The sequence below is a fragment of the Vibrio diazotrophicus genome, assembly GCF_038452265.1.
Lineage (GTDB): Bacteria > Pseudomonadota > Gammaproteobacteria > Enterobacterales > Vibrionaceae > Vibrio > Vibrio diazotrophicus.
Genome location: NZ_CP151842.1, coordinates 73,495 through 94,477 on the forward strand (window position 1 = coordinate 73,495; position 20,983 = coordinate 94,477).

The following is a 20,983-nucleotide window of genomic DNA, read 5'->3' on the forward strand; positions in this document are numbered from 1 at the left end:
ATTACCAAACGTTCTTGTTTGGCATTTTAAGCAGAAGCAAATACAACAACTAGGGATTTGGATTCCCGCATAAGGAGTTATGCAATGAAAACCATGAAAAGCAAATTAGCATTAGCTTTAATGGCCGCTGGTTTAAGCTTTGCAGCTAGCGCAGCAGACATCAAAGTAGCGTACGACGCAGACCCAGTGTCTCTTGATCCACATGAGCAACTTTCAGGTGGTACGCTTCAGATGTCTCATATGGTATTTGATCCACTAGTTCGTTACACACAAGATTTGGATTTTGAAGCTCGCCTAGCGGAAAAATGGGAGCGTATTGACGACAAAACAGTACGTTTCCATCTACGCAAGGGTGTGAAGTTCCATTCTGGTAACGAACTAACGGCTGACGATGTAGTTTGGACATTCGACCGTCTACAAGCTTCTCCAGATTTCAAAGCGATTTTCGAACCGTTTGAAAAAATCGTTAAAGTAGATGATTACACATTTGACCTAGTGTCAAAAGGTGCATACCCGCTTGTTCTTCAAACCGCAACTTACATCTTCCCAATGGACAGCAAGTTCTACTCTGGTACTGGTGAAGACGGTAAAGACAAAGCTGAAATCGTGAAACACGGAAACTCTTTTGCTTCTACTCACGTATCAGGTACTGGTCCTTTCATCGTTACTTCTCGTGAACAAGGCGTAAAAGTTGAGTTTGAACGTTTTGACGGTTACTGGGACAAAGCGTCTAAAGGTAACGTAGACAAACTAACTCTAGTGCCAATCAAAGAAGATGCGACTCGTGTTGCTGCGCTGCTTTCTGGCGACGTAGATATGATTGCTCCTGTAGCGCCTAACGATCACAAACGTGTTGAAGAAGCGAAAGGCGTTGACCTAATCACTCTTCCTGGTACTCGTATCATCACGTTCCAAATGAACCAATCTAGCAACGAAGCGTTGAAAGATGTTCGTGTTCGTCAAGCTATCGTTCATGCGATTAACAACGAAGGTATCGTTGATAAGATCATGAAAGGCTTCGCAACAGCTGCTGGTCAACAAAGCCCTAAAGGCTACGCAGGTTACAACCCTGAGCTGGTTCCACGCTTTGACCTGAAAAAAGCAAAAGAGCTAATGAAAGAAGCCGGTTACGACAAAGGCTTCACGCTTACTATGATCGCTCCAAACAACCGTTATGTGAACGATGCAAAAGTAGCTCAAGCTGTTTCAGCAATGCTGTCTAAGATCGGTATCAAAGTTGATCTTAAGACTATGCCTAAAGCGCAATACTGGCCAGAGTTCGACCTATGTTCAGCGGATATGTTGATGATCGGTTGGCACGCAGATACAGAGGATTCAGCGAACTTCACTGAGTTTCTGACTATGACTCGTAACGAAGAGACAGGTAAAGGCCAATACAACTGTGGTCACTACTCTAACCCAGCAGTGGATAAGTTAGTAGAAGACGCTAACCTTGAAACAGATCCAGCTAAACGTGCAGCAATGCTACAGAAAATAGAAGCGACTCTGTACAACGATGCAGCGTTCGTTCCTCTACACTGGCAAAACCTTGCTTGGGGTGCGAAGTCTAACGTACACGCGAAAGAAATCGTGAACGCAATGGACTTCCCTTACTTCGGCGACCTAGTGGTTGACGAGAAGTAAGATTGAGCATTAACAAGTAACACCACGCCTTCGGTGTTTGACATCGAAGGCGTGTTTTAACACTTAGACAGTTTATTTTTTCAGTCGGATAAAGTGTCGTTTTTTAGGCTGAGTATTTTCGCACCTCGTGTGTGTTCCGAATTTTGCATGGAAAGTTAAGGGGCAAGGAATGTTTACGTTTCTGGTCAAGCGCCTGTTTCAGGCACTGATAGTGATGTTTGTGATCAGTTTAGTGGCGTTTGCCATCCAAGATAACTTGGGTGACCCGCTACGTGAGCTTGTCGGCCAATCTGTTTCAGAAGCTGAGCGCCAAGCGCTGCGCGATGAACTTGGTCTGAACGATCCCTTCATTACCAAATATTCTCGCTTTGTTACTGCTGCGGTGCAGGGTGACTTAGGCACATCTTATTTCTTTAAACGCCCAGCTATTGAAGTCATTCTTGATAAATTAGTGGCTACTCTAGAGCTCGTCTTTGGCGCGTCATTAATCATTATTGTTTGCTCTATTCCAATTGGTGTTTATACGGCAATAAAACCAAAAAGTCTGTTTACGAAAGTCGTGATGGCCGGTAGTAGCATCGGTATCTCTATTCCGGTGTTCTTAACAGCGATTATGCTGATGTATATCTTCTCAATTGAATTGGGCTGGCTACCATCTTATGGACGTGGTGAAACCTACAATCTGTTGGGCTGGGAATCAGGCTACTTTACGGTTGATGGTTTACTGCACCTGATTCTGCCTTGTATCTCACTGGCTTCCATCATGTTGCCACTGTTTATTCGCTTGGTTCGTTCTGAAATGCTCGAAGTTCTTAGCTCTGAATACATTAAGTTTGCCACGGCAAAAGGTTTACCGCTTAAGAAAATCTACTACCAACATGCGCTGAAAAACACAATGTTGCCAGTGCTCACGGTAGGTGGTGTTCAGATTGGTACTATGGTGGCGTATACCATTTTGACAGAGACAGTATTCCAGTGGCCGGGTACAGGCTTCCTATTCCTTGAAGCGATTAACCGTGTAGATACACCTTTGATTACTGCTTACGTTATTTTCGTTGGCCTAATCTTCGTTGTAACCAACACAGTGGTTGATTTGTTGTACGGATTGATTAACCCAACCGTAGACTTAACAGGAAAAGGAGCATAATCATGAGCGAATTTGCAGCAGCTCCTTCACGCTGGGAGCGTTTTAAACAGTCAGATTTTCTGTACTACTTCTTACGTGACAAAGTGGCAATGTTCAGCTTTGCCATCTGTATGATTTTCTTGGTGCTTTCAGTAGCTGCGCCGCTTATTGCACCGACAGACCCATACGACATGTCATCAATTGACATTATGGACGCCGAGCTTCCACCATCTTGGATGGATGGCGGTGATGAGCGTTTCCTACTGGGTACTGATGAGCAAGGGCGCGATATTTTATCGACCATGCTTTACGGCTCACGTCTTTCACTGACGATCGGTTTCCTAGCGGTAGCGCTACAGCTGTTCTTGGGCATTATCATTGGTCTATCTTCTGGTTACTTTGGTGGTCGTATTGATAGCTACTTAATGCGTTTTGCCGATGTTCAGTTGTCGTTCTCGACCATGATGGTGGCGATCATTGTATCGGCAATCTTCAAAGCGAGTTTCGGTAGCGAGTTCTATAGCGAATACGCAGTGTTAATGCTGGTGGTGATTATCGGTGTGGCTGAATGGCCTCAGTATGCGCGAACTATTCGTGCATCTGTATTAGCTGAGAAGAAGAAAGAGTATGTGGAAGCGGCTCGTGTCATGGGCTTTAAAGCGCCTCGTATCATGTTCCGTCACATTCTGCCTAACTGTTTGTCTCCAATTCTGGTTATCTCAACGGTACAGGTGGCAAACGCTATCATGTCAGAAGCGGCACTTTCATTCCTTGGCTTAGGTTTGCCTGTTGACCAACCATCATTGGGTGCCCTGATCAGTATCGGTTTCAACTATATTTTCTCAGGCTCTTGGTGGATCACTGCCTTCCCGGGTGTGCTGCTTGTAACCTTAGTATTGGTGATTAACCTGCTCGGTGACTGGCTGCGTGACGTATTTAACCCGAAAATCTATAAAGGGTGATCCTCGTCGATTGATTTTGTTGACATAATCTACCTAAACTAGAGCCGTAAGTGATTACGGCTCTTTTTTTGCTTATCTTTTCTTGCAATAACTGAAAATTTTTACTCACAACCATAAATAGTCAGATAGATACAAGCTCAGGTAGAGTATTGACAGTAACCATAGTCACCTGAACGGAGAGCGTATGGATATTAAAGGGGCCGCAATGCCGAAACTTTCTCACCTTCTTTTGATTGGATTGCCTTTTTGTTTTGCTTCTCAAATACTTTTGGCCGCTGAGCCTGATCAGTTTTTGTGTGGTGGAACTCAAGCTTCAACCAACGAGCTTCCTCAGTTAAACAGCAACTGCCCAATTGGTAAGGGACTGTGGGGGAATTCTGCACCGAAAGGAAAAGACTCTCTATTTTGGATTCAGTGTGGCTTGCTGAATGAATCAATGCCGTTAAGCCGCGCTAAAGTGCTTTATAAGCACATCTCAACAGATGTATGGATGAAGCCAGAAGGTAAAACGTTACGCTGCCTGATAGGCCCTTACGACGACTATGCGATAGCCAAAAAAGAGCTCGCTGGGGTTAGAAGCGAGAAACTTTACAAAGAAGCATTCATTCGCGAAGTGCGCAAAGGCGAGCAAGATGCTCCGGTTGTTACTGAGAAAAAACCAGCATCCAAATCCCAAAGTACTGCTAAGAAAGTAGTCGCCGCGAAACCTAAGCCAGTTGTTAAACCAGCGCCAAAAGCAAAACCCGCAGTAACGCCATCCGCAACTAAAGCCGTGCCAAAGGCGACTAAAGACATGCCTAGTATCACTATTCGACGTGAAGCAACACTGAGTGGCCTTCATTACGTAGTTCCTTACGTGATGGATGAAAAGGAGCAGTTCTATATGGAGCATGATTTGGCGTGGAATCGCCTAAATTATGCTGATGCGGAGAAACGTTGCCAGCAACAAAAAATGCGCTTAGCCACAGAAGCCGAATGGAAGCAGTTGCTTGATTCTAAAGTGATGGAAAAAGATAAGTGGCCAGTTTATTTGCCTTATTGGGGTGAGAGCAGTAAAGGTTTCTTTACCACGGGTAAGGTCAATACTTTAAAAGGTACCTCTCTTCTCAATGTGCTTTGCGTAAAGTAATCCAAAGTTTACTTATTTAAGAGAATAAAAAACCCAGTGAATGCCACTGGGTTTTTTTCATTGCTAGATAAGATTATGCATCTTCTGGGATCTTATGCGGTTGTGTGCGGAACAGCTTCATCACAATCACAAAGAACACAGGAACGAAGAAGATGGCCAGTACCGTTGCGGCGAACATACCACCCACAACACCCCAACCAATTGCGTTACGGCTAGCGGCACCCGCACCAGTACTCAGTGCTAGTGGAAGTACACCCAAGATAAAGGCAAATGACGTCATCATAATTGGGCGTAGACGCATACGACACGCTTCTACCGTCGCACTGATAAGGTCTTTTCCATCGTCGTAGAGTGCTTTCGCAAATTCTACAATCAAGATGGCGTTCTTCGCTGACAGACCGATAGTCGTTAACAGACCCACTTGGAAGTAGATGTCATTAGAGAGCGACTTCACTGTTGCCGCTGCAATAGCACCAAATACCCCTAGTGGAACAATCAGGATGACAGAGAACGGCACACTCCAGCTTTCGTATAGAGCTGCAAGGCTCAAGAATACGATCAAAATAGACAGCGCATAAAGTAGCGGAGCCTGTGAACCAGTTTGTACTTCTTGGTAAGAAGCACCTGTCCACTGTAGGCCAATACCCTGAGGCAGTTGAGCCACAATGTTGGTGATCGCCTGCATTGCATCACCAGTACTCTTACCCGCTGCTGCCGAACCTTGAATGTTAACCGCAGGAACACCGTTATAACGCTCTAGACGAGGTGAACCGTAAGTCCAGTCAGTTGTCGCAAACGCATCAAACGGAACCATTTCACCTAGGTTATTTTTTACATGCCATAGGCGCAGATCTTCAGGGTTCATACGGTACTCAGCATCTGCTTGTACGTATACCTTCTTAACGCGACCGTTATCGATAAAGTCGTTAACGTAGCTTGAACCTAGCGCCGTTGACAGCGTGCTGTTGATATCCGAAACAGACAGACCCATTGCCATCGCTTTTTCGTAGTCGATGTTAATACGGAACTGTGGCGTATCTTCCATACCGTTTGGACGAACACCTGTCAGGTTAGGGTTTTGCGAAGCCATACCCAACAGCTGGTTACGAGCCTGAATTAACTTATCGTGACCTAAGTTCGCATTATCGGTGAGGTAAGCATCAAAACCCGTTGCGTTACCTAAGCCCATAATTGCAGGAAGGTTAAAGGTATAGATGTTCGCTTCTTTCACTTGAGAGAATGCTCCCCAAGCTCTGCCAATAATCGCGTTGACTGACATCGCTGGATTTGTACGTTCATCCCAATCTTTGAGTCGAACAAACGCCATACCCATGTTCTGACCTTGACCTGCGAAGCTAAAGCCTGAAACAGTGAACACCGACTGAACGGAGTCTGATTCGTTTTCCAAAAAGTGTTTTTCAACTTTATCCATCACGTTCAGCGTTTGCTCTTGCGTTGAACCTGCTGGTAACTGAATGATAGATAGGAAAATACCTTGGTCTTCTTCAGGAACGAAAGAGGTTGGTAGACGAGTCCACAACGTACCTAACACACCAACAATAATGACGTACATAGCAAGGTAGCGAATGCGCTGGTTTACACCTTTACTCACGACGTTCTTATAGCCGTTCGTACCACGGTCAAACGCTTTGTTAAACCAAGCTAGCGGACCACGGCGAACATGGTGTTCACCTTTGTGCATCGGTTTTAGCAACGTCGCACATAGAGCCGGTGTCAGAACCATTGCCACTAATACCGACAGCACCATAGACGATACGATAGTCAGAGAGAACTGGCGATAAATCGCACCCGCAGCACCACCGAAGAACGCCATAGGGATGAATACCGCACTTAGTACCATCGCGATACCGACTAGTGCGCCAGTAATCTGCCCCATCGATTTTCGGGTTGCTTCACGCGGAGGGAGACCGTCTTCCGCCATTACCCGCTCAACGTTCTCGACCACAACGATGGCATCGTCAACCAACAGGCCTATCGCCAGCACCAGACCGAACATAGTTAGGGTGTTGATTGAGAAGCCAAACGCCGCCATAACACCGAAAGTACCTAACAGAACAACAGGAACCGCGATGGTTGGAATTAACGTTGCACGGAAGTTCTGCAAGAACAGATACATCACGAGGAATACCAGTACGACCGCTTCAATCAGCGTATGCACTACTTCTTCGATAGAGATCTGAACAAATGGCGTTGTATCGTATGGATAAATAACTTCAATGTTGTCTGGGAAGGTTGGCGACATCTCGTTAATACGAGCTTTCACTAACTTAGAGGTATCCAGCGCATTGGCACCAGTAGCCAGCTTAATCGCAATACCCGCAGCGTATTTACCGTTGTATAGAGCAACTGCTTGGTAACTCTCGGCACCTAATTCAACACGAGCCACATCTTTCAAGCGAATTTGCGCACCATCGGTGTCTACTCGCAAAAGGATGTTTTCAAACTCAGACACCGTTCTCATACGGCTTTGTGCCGTAATCGTAGCATTCAGACGTTGGCCTTTGACTGACGGTGTTGCACCTAACTGACCAACAGAAACCTGAGTGTTCTGCGCGCTGACCGCAGATTTCACTTGAGCAGGCGTCAGGCTGTATTTATTCAGTTTGTTTGGATCTAACCAGATACGCATTGCGTTCTGAGCACCGAACACCTGAACTTCACCGACACCCTGAACACGACTTAGTGGGTCTTTAATGTTAGAAATCATGTAGTCTGAAAGGTCAGTGTTGTCCATGCTTCCGTCTGTTGAGACAAAGCCGACAACCATCAAGAATGAACTAGATGATTTTGAAACGGTGATACCTTGTTGTGTTACTTCATTTGGTAGTGTTGCTTCGGCAAGTGCAAGTTTGTTCTGCACCTGTACCTGAGCAATATCCGCATCAGTACCACTTTCAAAAGTAAGCGTAATGCTGAATGCACCGGATGAACTACTTTGAGACGACATATAAATCAGGTTATCAATCCCGTTCATATTCTGTTCTATCGTCTGTGTCACACTGTTTTCAACGGTATCAGCCGAAGCACCTGGATAGGTACCTGACACAATAACCGTTGGTGGTGCGATATCCGGATACTGAGATACCGGCAGTGTCATGATCGATAACACACCAGCAAGCATGATGATTATTGCAATCACCCAAGCAAAGATTGGGCGATCTATAAAAAATCGAGCCATATCTTATTGTTCCTTAGATGATTCCATCAGTTGCGGATTTACCGTGCTGCCAGGGCGTACTTTTTGTAGGCCTGCCACAATAACGGTTTCACCAGCTTCTAAGCCTGAATCAATCAACCATTGTGAATTCACAGTATGACTTGCTACGACTGGACGGCTTTCAACCACATTTTCTGCATTTACAACCAATACAGAAGCTTCACCACGTGCATTACGGCTTAGCGCTGTTTGCGGAACAAGAATAGCTTCAGAACGAGCTTCAACCGGCAGTTGAGCGCGAACATAAAGACCCGGAAGTAGGAACTGATCTGGGTTTGGCAGTGTTGCACGAACGTTGACTGTGCCTGTGTTTTCATTCACAGAAACTTCAGCAAACTGTAGCGTTGCTTTTTGTTCAATTGGCGTACCGTCATCAAGGAACAACTTAATGCCTTTCAGTTCGTCTTTTTCTTTACCAGTGCTTTGGCGCAGTTTCAAAAGCTCATTACTTGGCTGAGAAAGGTCAACATAAAGTGGGTCAAGTTGTTGAATCGTTGCCATTACATCAGTTTGGTTAGCGGTTACTAACGCACCTTCAGTAACGTGTGAACGACCGATACGACCTGAAATCGGCGCTTTAATATGCGTGTAATCAAGGTCAATCTGCGCAGAGTTAACATTCGCTTGCGCCGCTTTCACAGATGCCAAAGCTTCTTTGTAAGTGGCTTGTGCATCTTCATAAGCTTGTTGGCTCACAGCATTCTTTTTCACCAGCTCGCTGTAGCGTTTTGCCTGAAGCTCTGTACGGCTAAGGGTTGCTTCCGCTTTCGCTAAATTAGCTTGCATGCTTGCCAATGAAGCTTGGTAAGTTGAAGCGTCAAGTTCAAACAGAACATCGCCTTTTGCAACTAAGCTACCTTCAACGAACTTACGTGCAGTGACAATACCACGAACCTGAGGACGAACTTCTGCGATTCGGAAAGCATTAGTACGACCAGGAAGAGTGCTTGTTACCTCAACTGGCTGGGTTGTGACTTTGATGACATCTACTGCGACAGCAGGTGCAGCACCGCTGTTGACCGCCGCTGGTTTGGCGTCTGGTTGACAACCGGCAAGCACAATTGCAGCAGCAATCGTGGTCAACCACGTTTTTGACAAGGATCTACCTTGGCCCATTTTGATCTCTCCTTTACCACTAGAACTCATCCTGCACGCTTCCTTATTTATGTTTTAAAGGTAATTGATGGGCAGAACGTGAATTGGAACTCGAATTTACTTATATAAATATTGATAGTGTAAATAACCAACAGTTAATAATTGGTTAAGACATCAGTCTGATACACATTCTAAGAATGACTTTGTCATTTATTGCACAGTTGGACAAGACCTTGCACGCATTTCATCATTAAAATTTATGAAAAAGGTTGAACTATGCGCTTGATGAGTATTTGAACAATAAATACGAAAAGAGATGATCGTATTGGTGAAGACGGCAGCAACCAGTGTTGTGGGCTCGGTCCCCGTTGTTCTTAACAGCGCCTCAAAATCGAAGTGATATCTCTGAATCGGCGCAGGTTTACTCGAAATGAATCGCCTTAAAACTGTTGAAGCATATCGCTGTTTAGTGACGATATAAAAAAGCCCCGCAATTTTGCAGGGCTTCGTTCTAGCAAGTGATTACTAACGCATAGTAACGAATTCTTCCGAACCCGTTGGGTGGATAGCAACGACGGAGTCGAAGTCTGCTTTGGTTGCGCCCATCTTCATAGCGACGCCGAAGCCTTGGATCATTTCATCGACGGCGAAACCAATGCCGTGTAGACCAACAACCGTTTCTTCTTCACCTGCACAAACCAACTTCATCTTACATGGTTGACGGTGCGCAGTGACGGCTGTGTACATAGCGGTAAAGCTTGAAGTGTACACTTTCACGTTCTCTTCGCCGTATTTAGCAATCGCTTCTGGCTGAGTTAGGCCGATAGTGCCGATTGGTGGATGGCTGAATACCACAGTTGGGACTAGGTTATAGTCCATTTTCGCGTTTGTTTTGCGATTGAACAGACGCTCAGACAATTGGCGACCCGCTTTAACCGCAACTGGAGTCAGTTCAATACCACCTTCCATGATGTCACCGACACAGTAGATGCCAGCCACGTTAGTGTTCTGGTACTCATCAACTTTGATGTAGCCTTGCTCGTTGGTTGCAACGCCAGTTGCTGCTAGATTGATAGTATCTGTTGCTGGGTGGCGACCGATAGCCCAAATCAAGGTATCAACGTTTTGGCTTTCACCATTTTCTAGGTGAAGAGTCAGGCTGCCGTCGGCTTCTTTTACCACTTCTTTTGGCACGCTGTGCGTATGTAGCGTTGGGCCTTCAGTGTTCATCACTTCAACCAATGTTTCGATGATCATCGGGTCAAAGCTACGTAGCGGAGATTCTTTACGGCAGAACAGGTGAGTTTCTGTGCCAAGTGCGTTGAGAACACCAGCAATTTCAACAGCGATGTAACCAGCACCAATCACGGCAACACGTTTTGGTTGTTCAGCCAGATCAAAGAAACCATTGGAGTCGATACCGTACTCAGCACCCGGAATGTTAGGAATGGTAGGGCGACCACCGACAGCAATCAGAATATTGTCTGCTGTGTAGTGCTCACCATTAACTTCTACGGTTTTCGCATCGATGAACTTAGCAAAGCCACGAATCACTTCTACTTTGTTGTTACCAAGAACACGGTCATAAGATTGGTGAATACGGCCAATATAAGCTTGGCGGCTTTCAACCATTTTCGCCCAGTTGAAGCTTTTTACGTCGACGTCAAAGCCGTAATCAGGCGCGTATAAGTTCATTGCTTCAGCAACCTGTGCACCGTGCCACATGACTTTCTTCGGCACACAACCTACGTTGACACACGTACCGCCAAGATCTTTCGCTTCAATCAGCGCGACTTTTGCGCCGTACATAGCTGCACGGTTTGCTGAAGCGATACCGCCGCTACCGCCACCGATACAGATGTAATCAAAATGCGTTGCCATTACTTTCTCCATTTTTCTCTGATAGCTCGCCAGTAAGATTAAGCAGGGAGCCATTTCATTTATTAGGGCATAGCTAAATAGTTGGGGTAAACCGTGAGATCACAAGTTACCCCTTGGAAAAACTTGAGCAAGTTATTCCGGAACAATCCATTCCACTTTGTAGTGACCTGTCGCTGGCGCAATTGCTTGCTTTAAAAACGGCAGGATTTCTTTCATTTGGCTTTCAAGCTTCCATGGCGGGTTGATAACAATCATGCCCGATGCTGTCATGCCGCGCTCGTTGGTATCAGGAGAGACTCCCAGCTCGATTTGCAAAATTTTAGTGATACCTAAATTTTCCAGACCTTCAATCATATCTTCAATATCACAGCGGTTAACCACTGGATACCAAATCGCATAGATGCCCGTTGCCCAGCGCTTGTAGCTTTGTGCAATGGCATTCACCACGTCTCGGTACTCTTTAGCCAGTTCGTAAGGTGGGTCGATCAGCACCAGACCACGACGCTCTTGCGGTGGCAAGCTTGCTTTCAGGCGTTGAAAACCGTCTTCTTTGTAAATCGACACTTGGCGATCACGATCGAATTCCTGTTCCAACAGTGGGTAATCACTCGGGTGTAACTCGGTTAATACCATGCGGTCTTGCGGGCGCAGGTGAGCACGTGCCACGCGAGGCGAACCTGGGTAGTAACGCAGTTCATCGCCTTGGTTAAGGACTTTGATAGCATCAAGGTAGCTTTGAATGTCTTCTGGCACATTATCTTGTTGCCAAATACGCGCAATACCTTGTTTGTATTCACCCGTTTTTTCCGACCACTCATGAGTTAAGTCGTAGCGGCCCACACCGGAGTGAGTATCGTGATAAACAAATGGTTTATCTTTTTGCTGTAGTGCATTGAGGATTAAGCTTTGTACGATGTGTTTCACTACATCTGCGTGGTTTCCTGCATGGAAACTGTGTCGATAACTTAACAAGTGTCGCTCTCTAACTTATGGCTGAATATGGAAAAACGAATGCGGCTAATTATACACCCAAAATTGTATGTTGAGGTGGGTCTAGACACATTTCGAATTGTATTGAATTGACGCTACTCTTGAAAATTCACCTTCCTACCTATATTTATTAACCTAACAGACGAGGATATTTCATCCTCACTATTTTTCATAAAAAGGAACGTTTTATGTCTAATCCACTTCTTAGCTTTACGGATTTGCCTCCGTTTTCAGAGATTAAGCCGGAGCACGTAAAGCCAGCGGTTGAACAGGCAATAGAAGATTGCCGTGCAAAGATTGAACAGGTACTTGAAGGTAATACACAACCAACTTGGGAAAATGTTATTGCACCTATCGAAGAAGTGGATGATCGCTTGAGTCGTTTATGGTCACCAGTGAGCCATATGAACTCAGTGATGAACAGTGACGAATTGCGTGAAGCTTATGAAAGCTGTCTGCCAATCCTGTCTGAATACGGCACTTGGGTTGGTCAGCACAAAGGGTTGTTTGAAGCGTATAAAGCAATCAAGAACAGTGAGGCTTTTGCGACGCTGAGTCAGGCGCAGAAGAAGACGATTAAAGATGCACTACGTGACTTTGAATTGTCTGGTATCGGTTTACCTAAAGCAGAACAAAAGCGTTATGGCGAAATCAGCAAGCGCATGTCTGAGCTGGGTTCTAAGTTCTCGAATAATGTACTTGATGCCACCATGGGTTGGACTAAGCACATTACCGATAAAAACGAACTGGCAGGCATGCCGGAATCAGCGCTGGCGGCGGCTCAAGCCGCGGCAGAAGGCAAAGGTCTTGAAGGTTACTTGTTAACTTTGGATATCCCTTCTTACCTACCTGTAATGACTTACTGTGATAACCAAGCGCTGCGCAAAGAACTTTACGAAGCTTACGTAACGCGTGCTTCTGACCGTGGTCCGAATGCGGGCAAATGGGACAACACCGAGAACATCGCTGAGTTGCTGAAACTGCGTTATGAAGTGGCTCGTATGCTGGGTTTCAACACTTACAGCGAAAAATCTCTGGCAACCAAAATGGCAGAAACGCCAGATCAGGTTCTGAGCTTCTTGAACAATCTAGCCACGAAAGTGAAACCACAAGGTGAACGCGAAGTTCAGGAACTGCGTGAATTTGCTGAGCAAGAGTTTGGTGTGACTTCGTTTGAACTGTGGGATATCGCTTACTACAGCGAAAAGCAAAAACAGAAACTGTTTAAGATTTCTGATGAAGAGCTGCGTCCTTACTTCCCAGAAAACAAAGTGGTTTCTGGCTTGTTTGAAGTACTGAATCGCGTATTCGGTATGAAAGTACAAGAGCGCGAAGGTGTAGATACTTGGCATGAGTCGGTGCGTTTCTTCGATATTTTTGATAGCAATGATGTGCTGCGTGGCAGCTTCTATCTTGACCTTTACGCTCGTGAACATAAACGAGGTGGGGCGTGGATGGACGAGTGTCGCGTTCGTCGTATCAATGCCAATGGTGAGCTACAAACGCCTGTGGCCTATTTGACGTGTAACTTCAACCGCCCAGTGGGTGATAAGCCAGCACTGTTTACTCATGATGAAGTGGTGACTCTGTTCCACGAAACGGGCCACGGTATCCACCATATGTTGACTCAGGTAGATGTTAGCTCTGTTTCAGGTATCAACGGTGTGCCTTGGGATGCGGTTGAACTACCAAGTCAGTTCCTAGAAAACTGGTGCTGGGAAGAAGAGGCACTGGCATTTATTTCTGGTCACTACGAAACAGGCGAACCTTTACCGAAAGAGATGCTCGACAACATGTTGGCAGCGAAAAACTTCCAGTCAGGTATGTTTATTTTGCGTCAGCTTGAATTCGGACTGTTCGATTTCACTCTGCATACCACTTATGACCCAGAAGTGGGCCCTCAAGTGCTGGAAACATTAGCAGAAGTGAAGAAGAAAGTAGCAGTATTGCCAAGTCTTGAGTGGAACCGTTTCTCACACAGCTTCAGCCACATTTTTGCTGGTGGCTACAGTGCGGGTTACTACAGCTACCTATGGGCAGAAGTGTTATCGGCAGATGCGTTCTCTCGCTTTGAAGAGGAAGGTATCTTCAATGCGGAAACGGGTGCAAGTTTCTTAAATAACATTCTTGAAATGGGCGGTAGTGAAGAGCCTATGGAGTTGTTCAAGCGCTTCCGTGGTCGTGAGCCACAAATCGACGCCTTGCTACGTCACTCAGGTATTGCTGCTTAAGTTCTACTGATTTGAGTTATTCAGTTCAATAATTAACATAACCCTGCTTTATCAAGCAGGGTTATTTGTTAGAGTGGTTTTGGTATTGAAAAGGAGAGAATAATGACGCGCCGTAACCTACTAATTTGTTCTTTAACTGCCACATTTTCCCTTCTGGGATGCGCTGAAATGAAGCAAGCGGGTAAAGAAATTGGTCACGCGACACGAGACGCAACAACCGCAGTGGGACATGCAACCAGAGATACCACCAAAGCGATTGGCCATGCGTCACGAGATGCCGTAATCAGTATTCATGACGAGCTGTCACAATAAGGTTTTTCCGTTGTATCCATCGATCAATGGATAACGCTCCAGGTCCCCACACAATCACGGTTAACATCATCATTCCCCATAGTTGATGATCATAGAATCCTCTCTCCCACAACAGTGGGTATGAGATAACGGCTACGGCATTCACAGCGAAAAGTGTGAGAGCACTGATCCTGCCAAACAGTCCTAAAACAAGAAATATCGGAATAACCAATTCCGCTGCAGTTGCGAGATAAGCGGCTAATTTCCATGAGATAAAAGGAACTTGGTACTCCAACTCAAACAGGAATAGAGTGCTATTCCACGTGGCTATTTTCGTCAGTCCTGAATTAAAAAACACCCAACTTACCCAGATGCGGCAGATCAGCAATACGACAGGTGGCAGCTGTGATGCAAACCATTCAATAGATTGGTTGAGGCGAGCAATGACGGATATCATACAGAGACTCCTAGTGAGGGGGTGCCAATGAGAAACCAGCAACGATATTGAGTGCGATCAGTGACGGCAATTCGGCCAGTGCTTCGTGTTTGATTCTACCTAGTGGCATTTCGCTGCTGAGATTCAACAGCAATTGGTATTCTTGGTTGTTTAACTCTTTCGTCCAAGGTTGACCATATTCATCACAAGCTATGACTCCTGATTGAGCGTTATTCAGAATCAGGTTGTCGAAATTTTGTTGGCTAAACGCTCTTTGGAGATCGAATAAGGCGAAATCGGATGTAAACGGGAAGACCCAATAATCAAGATGAAGAAATACGTTGGGGTGCTGTTGTTCAGAAAGAGTATGAATGGCTTCCAGTGGTTGAAGTGACCGCTTTTCTCTCTGCCCAAACGTTTGTTGAGCTTTATCTAACGTCCATTCAAAACGCGCTAAATCGCTTGCATACGGCGCGGCGTCGGTGACTTGCTCAAACTGGCTGATCACATCATCAAAATGGTTTCCATAATGACTGACATTACCTTCTGTGGGCGGTGAGCGAAGAATGTATTCACGAGATAGTGCGTTAAAGCATTCATCTCCTAATACCTCTCTAAGCATTGGGTAGGTAGCTTGCATGACTTCCGTTAAACTCATGACAAAATTATTGCGGTAGATTTGGAGTCTCTCTTCAGCGCTAAATCGTCCACCGATGATATCGCACGCCTCTCCCTGTGCTTGATAACGCAAGCCCTCTGCAAAGGTTGCCTGTAGCTCTGCTAATCCAAAGCTCATGATGCTTTCCTTTTCATCGAGTCGAGCCTTGTGAGTATCTCGCTAGCTTTGTTTGCTTCCGCTAGCAGAACTTCAACATCTGGAATGTCTAAATCCCATTCAATCAAAGTTCTTCGGCTGCCGTGTTTCTCACACCAGAGTTGGTAGAGTTGCCACACTTCAGCAGATACCGGTTTGCTGTGGGTATCTATCCATATTTCCCCTTCGGCAAGTGTGTTAATCGAAAAGCCAGCAAGGTGAATTTCGTCAACCGCATGCGCAGGAATAGAATCAATATAGGTTTGGCTGCTAAAACCATGATTGAAAGCAGAAACATGTACATTATTCAAATCGAGCAACAAACGGCATTCGGTGCGTTGTTGTGCTTGTACCAGAAATTCCCACTCTGTAATGGTGGAGTGGTTAAACTGCAAATAGCTGGAAGGATTTTCAATCAGAATCGGGCGCTTTATGGCGTCCTGCACCGTAAGCACATTACGACAAAACACCTCCAACGCTTCTTCGGTGTATGGCAAAGGCAGTAAGTCATTGAAATAGTGACCGCCATTTTCACTCCAGCTTAAATGATCGGAAACGAAAAGCGGCTGAACTTCGTCGATCAATGCCTTAAGTTGTTGTAAATGAGTGGTGTTGATGCCTTGTACTGAACCCAATGAAAGACCTATGCCATGACAGCTAATCTGATGATTATTACGAATGCTACGCAGCTGATTACGGGCAACCGAGTGGGGAGAAAAATAGTTTTCGCTGTGAATTTCTAACCAACTCACTTGTGGTGGTTGCTCTACAAAATAGTTGATATGGGGAGACCGCAAGCCTACACCTACTTGGTTATGCCGCATGAAACCTCCGTTAGACTTGTTGTGAGTTTGCTAAGCAGTGAAGGAAAGAAAAGTGGTGCGCTTGTTGAGCTTAGTGCACCACTTATCTGTGGTTTTAAAACATTAAGAAGACATAGTGCTTCCGCCAGAAAGTTTGCCGCATAAGCCTTTAGGTACCACAACGAAAGCATCTTTCTGACCATCTTTTTTCGATGTCCCAGCGCATGAACTCATTTTCGTAGCACAGTCGTTTTGGCCTGCTTTCGCCACGCCGTAGCATTTTTCTTCTTCAGCCGCGAGGGCTGAGGTAGACGTTAATAGAGAACCACCTACTGCAAGTAAGCTTGTTACTGCCGCTGCTACTGCCAAATTTGATTTTTTCATCATCACTTCCTCATGAATTGTTCTTACCTGATTTCGCAAGTTAACAACTTGTTAATTGTTGAGCTTGCTTATTAGAAAAGAGAGGAAGGATTAAGAAAAACTTTCAATTAATGGAATAAAAAATCGACTAATTAAGAGTGAAAACACGCTAAGCGAATGAATTTTTTAGCAATCTATGAGCAAAAAAACTTCAATTATTTTTACTTGAGTCAGAAATCTCTGCAAAGAAAATGGCTTGTTTAACGAGCATCTCGGTCGAATTTAGGGTTATAATCGTCGTCATTATGTATAAATAACCAGTAGCCTAGCCATGATGGATCCTTCTCTTTTACTCGACGGTTTAAACGACAAACAACGCGAAGCAGTTGCTGCGCCACTTGAAAACCTATTAGTGTTGGCAGGTGCGGGCAGTGGTAAAACGCGGGTTCTCGTACACCGTATCGCTTGGTTATTATCGGTAGAGCAAGCGTCACCGTTCTCAATTATGTCGGTAACCTTTACCAATAAAGCTGCTGCGGAAATGCGTGGTCGTATTGAAGAGCTGATGATGGGCAGTTCATCTGGCATGTGGAATGGTACGTTTCACGGTATTTGCCATCGTATTTTGCGGGCGCACTATCTGGATGCGAAGCTACAAGAAGATTTTCAAATCATTGACTCTGAAGACCAAATGCGTTTGTTGCGCCGTCTGATAAAAGCGCAAAACTTGGATGAGAAGCAATGGCAAGCGCGTCAGGTATCGTGGTGGATTAACGGCAAAAAAGACGAAGGTTTACGTCCAGCACATATTGATTCGTACCGTGATCCTATCACTCAGACTTATGTACAGATTTACACGGCCTATCAAGATGCGTGTGATCGCGCTGGATTGGTCGACTTTGCTGAGATCTTGCTGCGAACGTTAGAGTTATTGCGTGATAACAAGCATATTCGCGAACATTATCAAGCTCGCTTTAAACATATTTTGGTCGACGAATTTCAAGATACCAACAATATTCAATACGCTTGGCTGCGTCTGATGACGGGCAAAGATACTCACGTAATGATCGTCGGTGATGATGACCAGTCTATTTATGGTTGGCGTGGCGCGAAGGTTGAGAACATCGAAAAATTCACGCAGGAATTTCCGAGTGTGAATACCATTCGTCTGGAACAAAACTACCGTTCGACTAAAACTATCCTTGAAGCATCAAACACCTTGATTGCCAATAACAGCGAGCGTATGGGTAAAGAGCTTTGGACAGATGGTGTCGAAGGTGAGCCTATCTCTGTTTATTCCGCCTATAACGAGCTGGATGAAGCGCGATTTGTGGTCGGTAAAATTAAAGCGTGGCATGAAGATGGTGGTGCTCTGGAAGATACCGCGATTTTGTATCGTAACAACGCCCAGTCACGTGTGTTGGAAGAAGCATTAATTCAGGCGGGTTTGGCATATCGAATCTACGGCGGTATGCGATTTTTCGAACGTCAGGAAATCAAAGACGCTCTGAGCTACCTGCGCTTAATGGCTAATCGCAATGATGATTCCGCATTTGAACGTGTGGTGAATACACCCACTCGTGGCTTAGGCGATAAAACCTTGGATACCATTCGTTTTGCCGCTCGTGACCGTGGCTGCACCTTATGGGATGCTAGTGTTCTGTTGTTAGAAGAGAAAGTGTTAACAGGGCGCGCGGCGTCAGCCCTTGGCCGCTTTGTTGAGCTGGTTAATGCACTAGAAGATGATAGTGCTGAAATGTCTTTGCACCAGCAAACTGACCATGTGATTAAAACCTCGGGTCTGTTTGAAATGTACCAGCAAGAGAAAGGCGAAAAGTCCAAGGCGCGTATTGAGAACTTGGAGGAGCTGGTAACGGCCACTCGTCAGTTCGAAAAGCCTGAAGAAGCAGAAGAGATGACGTTGCTGACGGCATTCTTAACCCATGCGGCACTGGAATCTGGTGAAGGTCAGGCGGATGAGTTTGATGATGCTGTCCAACTGATGACTCTGCACAGTGCTAAAGGTCTGGAATTCCCTATGGTATTTATGGTCGGCGTTGAAGAGGGCATGTTCCCTAGCCAGATGTCAGCAGAAGAAGCGGGGCGTTTAGAAGAAGAACGCCGCTTGTGTTATGTGGGCATGACCCGCGCAATGCAAAAGCTCTACATCACTTATGCGGAAATGCGCCGTTTGTACGGACAAGACAAGTATCACAAACCTTCGCGCTTTATTCGTGAACTGCCGGAGAAATGTTTGGATGAAGTGCGAATGAAAGCGCAGGTGAGTCGTCCAGCAAGCAGTGGTCGTTTCAGCCAGACGGTGGTAAAAGAGAACTTCAATGAGACTGGCTTTACGCTCGGTTCTCGCGTTCGCCACCCTAAGTTTGGTGAAGGTACGATCATCAACTTCGAGGGCAGCGGTCCGCAAAGTCGCGTTCAGGTTGCGTTTAACGGTGAAGGTATCAAATGGCTGGTCACTGCATACGCTAAGCTGGAACGCATGTAATTGTTGTGGATGTATAGAGATAAGAACCTAGCCTCAGTGCTAGGTTTTTTTATATCGTCGATTCAGTTGTAAGCAGAAAAAGAAAAACCCCGAGGGCGCGAGCCCTTCGGGGTTATAGTCTTACTTGCAGCAATCCAGCTACTAATAGGTGCTCCCTGCATCTATTCCTTGATAAGTGTGCTGTATTCCTTCAGCGCAATCCTTTCATCGCCATCCTAGCGGTGTCCATAATCTTCCTGATCTGCTAACAATCCTCGTTAGCTCACATCACTTGTTCCCTGAGCGGTGTCCCTGACATCATCCTGATGTTAAGTCCTTTCCTCATCCAGAGGTGTCCATTGCCATTCCCTTGTCGCTACCATCCTAGTAACGAATGAGTCCGTTCAATGTCCATTTTGCTTTCCATGCCGATTATTCATCCTGAACAACCGTAACTTCATCCTGAAGCTCACTATCCTTAGCGATCCATTCCGTGTCAGCATCCTTCCGACAGAGTTAATATTACCGACTAGGAGGCATTCAGCAACGCAAAGAAATCGTTTGCATGCTGATATTTTTTGCCTAAAAAGTAACTTGTTTATAAAAATCATTTACTTAATTATTTCAGGCATCTTTTTTCTAGCGTAGAAAGAGATATTTCCCTATCTGTTTGTGAGAGATCTCGCACAAGATTATGGGGTGATCCGCTATTGTTTGTGTTGGGTTGATTTGCACTTTAAGTGAATTTAAATTCATTTTAACGGTATTTTAGTGAATGAAACTGGTCAGTGACTGCCAAAGAATCGTGAGACCAATTAGAGAAAAAATCACTCCACACAGTAAATCAATATAGCGACTTGCTTGGTTTAGCTTTGTTTGTAGGCGTTCAGTGGAAAGCATCCACGCAAGGCAAGCAAACCAAGTCAGCGATAATCCCCATAAAATTAGCAGCGCAAAACCTTTGCCCGTCACTGACATACTTGCCGGAACCAGCGTCGACATTAAGCTCACAAAGAAAACCAGAGCTTTCGGGTTCAGGATATTTGTCATGAACCCACGGGAAAAGGCCTGTTTCTTATTGCTCAGTAACAGCGTATTTTTATCTGCGGGTGCGATCTCTGCTGCTGAGTTCCAGTTAGCGATAGTGGCTTTCAGCGCTCCAAAGCCTAGGTAAAGTAAATAACTGCCTCCGCATAGCTGCAGTAAAGCAAACAAGACGGGCTGTTGGTGAACCAAATAGCTGATACCGGTAATGCTAAGAAGCGAATGCAGCAGTATGCCGAAAGAGAGTCCAAGCGCGATGTAAATACCAGTTTGACGGCCATAACGAGTGGCATTTTGCACCACTAAGGCGACATCTGGACCCGGACTCATCAGTGCGACGAAATGCACTCCGGCTAGAGTGATAAGGATGCTGGCTTCATTCATATAAAAACTCCTACTTTGAATGAAGAGATTGTGCCTTGAGCTATCTAAGTTGGCTTGTAAATTTTTG

16 protein-coding genes are annotated in these 20,983 nt (G+C 45.4%); 7 read left to right on the forward strand and 9 right to left on the reverse strand.

The window, feature by feature from the left end:
- Positions 1-84: 84 nt before the first annotated feature.
- From AAGA51_RS00355 to AAGA51_RS00370, 4 genes are all read left to right on the forward strand, one after another.
- The gene (locus AAGA51_RS00355; protein WP_042489793.1) at positions 85-1,644 is read left to right on the forward strand and encodes an ABC transporter substrate-binding protein; all 1,560 of its coding nucleotides are present in this window, start codon (positions 85-87) and stop codon (positions 1,642-1,644) included.
- 169 nt (positions 1,645-1,813) lie between these two features.
- Positions 1,814-2,791, forward strand: coding sequence for an ABC transporter permease (locus AAGA51_RS00360; protein WP_042489791.1), 978 nt, complete (start codon positions 1,814-1,816; stop codon positions 2,789-2,791).
- A gap of 2 nt (positions 2,792-2,793) precedes the next feature.
- Positions 2,794-3,732, forward strand: coding sequence for an ABC transporter permease (locus AAGA51_RS00365; protein ID WP_042489789.1), 939 nt, complete (start codon positions 2,794-2,796; stop codon positions 3,730-3,732).
- A 184-nt stretch (positions 3,733-3,916) separates the two neighbouring features.
- The gene (locus tag AAGA51_RS00370; protein ID WP_052404635.1) at positions 3,917-4,861 is read left to right on the forward strand and encodes a sporulation protein; all 945 of its coding nucleotides are present in this window, start codon (positions 3,917-3,919) and stop codon (positions 4,859-4,861) included.
- A gap of 73 nt (positions 4,862-4,934) precedes the next feature.
- Here the strand turns inward: AAGA51_RS00370 and AAGA51_RS00375 are convergent, their stop codons facing one another.
- The 4 genes from AAGA51_RS00375 to AAGA51_RS00390 all read right to left on the reverse strand — a co-directional run bounded on the left by AAGA51_RS00375 (position 4,935) and on the right by AAGA51_RS00390 (position 12,047).
- Positions 4,935-8,060, reverse strand: coding sequence for an efflux RND transporter permease subunit (locus tag AAGA51_RS00375; protein ID WP_042489787.1), 3,126 nt, complete (start codon positions 8,058-8,060; stop codon positions 4,935-4,937).
- A gap of 3 nt (positions 8,061-8,063) precedes the next feature.
- Positions 8,064-9,215 (reverse strand): efflux RND transporter periplasmic adaptor subunit, encoded by a 1,152-nt coding sequence (locus tag AAGA51_RS00380; RefSeq protein WP_042489803.1) that lies wholly within the window; start codon positions 9,213-9,215, stop codon positions 8,064-8,066.
- A 504-nt stretch (positions 9,216-9,719) separates the two neighbouring features.
- Positions 9,720-11,075 carry a glutathione-disulfide reductase gene (gene gorA / locus AAGA51_RS00385; RefSeq protein ID WP_042489785.1) on the reverse strand — a complete coding sequence of 452 codons (1,356 nt, stop codon included), beginning with the start codon at positions 11,073-11,075 and terminating at the stop codon, positions 9,720-9,722.
- 132 nt (positions 11,076-11,207) lie between these two features.
- On the reverse strand, positions 11,208-12,047 hold the full coding sequence (locus AAGA51_RS00390; RefSeq protein WP_042489783.1) for a 23S rRNA (adenine(2030)-N(6))-methyltransferase RlmJ: 840 nt from the start codon (positions 12,045-12,047) through the stop codon (positions 11,208-11,210).
- Between the two features lie 206 nt (positions 12,048-12,253).
- Between AAGA51_RS00390 and prlC the strand changes: the two genes are divergently transcribed.
- A complete protein-coding gene (gene prlC / locus AAGA51_RS00395) occupies positions 12,254-14,296 on the forward strand; it encodes an oligopeptidase A (RefSeq protein ID WP_042489781.1) in 2,043 nt (680 codons plus the stop codon).
- Between the two features lie 102 nt (positions 14,297-14,398).
- Positions 14,399-14,608 carry a hypothetical protein gene (locus AAGA51_RS00400; protein ID WP_042489779.1) on the forward strand — a complete coding sequence of 70 codons (210 nt, stop codon included), beginning with the start codon at positions 14,399-14,401 and terminating at the stop codon, positions 14,606-14,608.
- On the opposite strand, the gene AAGA51_RS00405 is transcribed toward AAGA51_RS00400, so the two are convergent.
- The 4 genes from AAGA51_RS00405 to AAGA51_RS00420 form a co-directional block, all read right to left on the reverse strand.
- Positions 14,580-15,044 (reverse strand): DoxX family protein, encoded by a 465-nt coding sequence (locus AAGA51_RS00405; RefSeq protein ID WP_042489777.1) that lies wholly within the window; start codon positions 15,042-15,044, stop codon positions 14,580-14,582. The genes AAGA51_RS00400 and AAGA51_RS00405 overlap by 29 nt on opposite strands.
- Before the next feature lie 10 nt (positions 15,045-15,054).
- The gene (locus AAGA51_RS00410; protein ID WP_042489775.1) at positions 15,055-15,819 is read right to left on the reverse strand and encodes a DNA-binding domain-containing protein; all 765 of its coding nucleotides are present in this window, start codon (positions 15,817-15,819) and stop codon (positions 15,055-15,057) included.
- Entirely contained in the window at positions 15,816-16,661 is an 846-nt protein-coding gene (locus AAGA51_RS00415; RefSeq protein WP_042489774.1) for a DUF692 domain-containing protein, read from the reverse strand. The genes AAGA51_RS00410 and AAGA51_RS00415 overlap by 4 nt, the downstream gene beginning before the upstream one ends.
- A gap of 102 nt (positions 16,662-16,763) precedes the next feature.
- The gene (locus AAGA51_RS00420) at positions 16,764-17,024 is read right to left on the reverse strand and encodes a DUF2282 domain-containing protein (RefSeq protein WP_042489773.1); all 261 of its coding nucleotides are present in this window, start codon (positions 17,022-17,024) and stop codon (positions 16,764-16,766) included.
- Positions 17,025-17,334: 310 nt separating this feature from the next.
- On the opposite strand from AAGA51_RS00420, the gene uvrD reads away from it, so the two are divergent.
- Complete coding sequence (gene uvrD / locus AAGA51_RS00425; protein WP_042489772.1) at positions 17,335-19,509, forward strand: DNA helicase II; 2,175 nt, start codon at positions 17,335-17,337, stop codon at positions 19,507-19,509.
- Positions 19,510-20,256: 747 nt separating this feature from the next.
- Here the strand turns inward: uvrD and AAGA51_RS00430 are convergent.
- Positions 20,257-20,916, reverse strand: a complete 660-nt coding sequence (locus AAGA51_RS00430) for a LysE family translocator (RefSeq protein ID WP_042489770.1) — start codon at positions 20,914-20,916, stop codon at positions 20,257-20,259.
- Between the last annotated feature and the right edge of the window lie 67 nt (positions 20,917-20,983).

Coding starts and splice junctions, on each gene's coding strand:
- AAGA51_RS00355 (WP_042489793.1), top strand. CDS start 85: ATGAAAACCATGAAAAGCAAATTAGCATTAGCTTTAATGGCCGCTGGT.
- AAGA51_RS00360 (WP_042489791.1), top strand. CDS start 1,814: ATGTTTACGTTTCTGGTCAAGCGCCTGTTTCAGGCACTGATAGTGATG.
- AAGA51_RS00365 (WP_042489789.1), top strand. CDS start 2,794: ATGAGCGAATTTGCAGCAGCTCCTTCACGCTGGGAGCGTTTTAAACAG.
- AAGA51_RS00370 (WP_052404635.1), top strand. CDS start 3,917: ATGGATATTAAAGGGGCCGCAATGCCGAAACTTTCTCACCTTCTTTTG.
- AAGA51_RS00375 (WP_042489787.1), bottom strand. CDS start 8,060: ATGGCTCGATTTTTTATAGATCGCCCAATCTTTGCTTGGGTGATTGCA.
- AAGA51_RS00380 (WP_042489803.1), bottom strand. CDS start 9,215: ATGGGCCAAGGTAGATCCTTGTCAAAAACGTGGTTGACCACGATTGCT.
- gorA (WP_042489785.1), bottom strand. CDS start 11,075: ATGGCAACGCATTTTGATTACATCTGTATCGGTGGCGGTAGCGGCGGT.
- prlC (WP_042489781.1), top strand. CDS start 12,254: ATGTCTAATCCACTTCTTAGCTTTACGGATTTGCCTCCGTTTTCAGAG.
- AAGA51_RS00400 (WP_042489779.1), top strand. CDS start 14,399: ATGACGCGCCGTAACCTACTAATTTGTTCTTTAACTGCCACATTTTCC.
- AAGA51_RS00405 (WP_042489777.1), bottom strand. CDS start 15,044: ATGATATCCGTCATTGCTCGCCTCAACCAATCTATTGAATGGTTTGCA.
- AAGA51_RS00410 (WP_042489775.1), bottom strand. CDS start 15,819: ATGAGCTTTGGATTAGCAGAGCTACAGGCAACCTTTGCAGAGGGCTTG.
- AAGA51_RS00415 (WP_042489774.1), bottom strand. CDS start 16,661: ATGCGGCATAACCAAGTAGGTGTAGGCTTGCGGTCTCCCCATATCAAC.
- AAGA51_RS00420 (WP_042489773.1), bottom strand. CDS start 17,024: ATGAAAAAATCAAATTTGGCAGTAGCAGCGGCAGTAACAAGCTTACTT.
- uvrD (WP_042489772.1), top strand. CDS start 17,335: ATGATGGATCCTTCTCTTTTACTCGACGGTTTAAACGACAAACAACGC.
- AAGA51_RS00430 (WP_042489770.1), bottom strand. CDS start 20,916: ATGAATGAAGCCAGCATCCTTATCACTCTAGCCGGAGTGCATTTCGTC.